The sequence below is a fragment of the Bradyrhizobium sp. Ec3.3 genome (genome assembly GCF_000472925.1).
In the GTDB taxonomy this organism is placed as follows: Bacteria; Pseudomonadota; Alphaproteobacteria; order Rhizobiales; family Xanthobacteraceae; genus Bradyrhizobium.
Map to the genome: position 1 here is coordinate 1 of NZ_AXAS01000159.1, position 1207 is coordinate 1207.

1 protein-coding gene is annotated in these 1207 nt (G+C 56.2%); it reads left to right on the forward strand.

All coding sequences use genetic code 11. The features are described 5' to 3' along the window. The first annotated feature begins 162 nt into the window (after positions 1-162). Positions 163-597, forward strand: a complete 435-nt coding sequence (locus YUU_RS62220; RefSeq protein ID WP_027528113.1) for a hypothetical protein — start codon at positions 163-165, stop codon at positions 595-597. Positions 598-1207: the final 610 nt, after the last annotated feature.

A 1207-nucleotide genomic window follows, 5' to 3' on the forward strand; every position in this document is an offset into this window, starting at 1 on the left:
AGATGACCCATCAGCAGGGCTCAAGCGGATACGTGCAGCAGTTCGCCGATCGTATTTTCGCCGAGCGTGGCGTCCGCTTAGGGCGCGCGGCAATGCCCCAATCTCGGCCAGATGAAGCCATGAATGCCGGCGAGCTTGAGCGGGCGAACCAATCGGACCATCATGTCCTATAGCGCCAACACCAATATCGCTAGGAAAGCCCGCACGAAGGCCGAGGCGGATTTTGCCACTTGGCTCATGATGGCCAAGCTCGGTGGTTTCGATGACCTTCCGTCAAACGCACAGAGCTTTCTGACTAACTATCGAACCCGACTCGAGACGATCAGCGAGGTCGAGTCCACGGCCCTGGCCATTCGCGAGGTCTACAGCGCTTATTACAGGGAGATGGGAGGCGTAGGCGTGGCGCCGGAACCAAAGGCTCGCACGCAAACAACAAAGGGCAAAGTCGTGCGGTCTCAGCGACGGCCTAAACCTCAACCTGATCTACCGGCCGCGCGCCATTCGACGAGGCCAATGATCCGAAAATCCCTCCGAGCACTGCTGATTTTCGCGAGCATGGTGGCACTGATTGTCGCATATAGATTTCTGGGGCCGTAATGCCCGCAGATTATGTGCGACGTCCGCTTTTCCCCCGATAGCTACCAAGTAGCGGACATCGCGCACTTCGCCGATGCGCCGATTCCGTTGAAAAAGGCGGCAGTTGCGACGCGGAAGGATCAAATACGAGCACAGAAGCCGAAAGATTAGCCATTTGGAAAAGGGGAGACAAGGCGCCGCATATAGGTTGGATGATACAATACGCACAAATTCAAGAAGCAAAGCCAAGCGAGCAGTTACTTGTACTGGGTTGTTGCATGTGACCGTTGAGGATGTAGCAGCGCAAAAAGAGGTGGACTTTAAGGTAGAACAAGCTGCGGACGGCAAGATTTCTATTTCGGTCAGTCCGTTTCAATTTTGACCGATGCCACTCCACGGGCGACTTCCGACGAGGTCGGCGAATGACGTCGTTCATTGGCTATTCTGAGGTGTCCGCACGCGCCGTCGAGGTCCGCTTAGCGAGGCACAGCGGACTCGGTTGCTCATGTTGAGTTCTTCGCATTTTGACCCAGAAGAGAGTGCGCCAGGAAAGCTGGCAAAGAATAGGAGGTGAAAGTCCCCCATGGGGTAAGGACTAGCCATCCACCCCGACCCCGAGTGATGCGCGGCG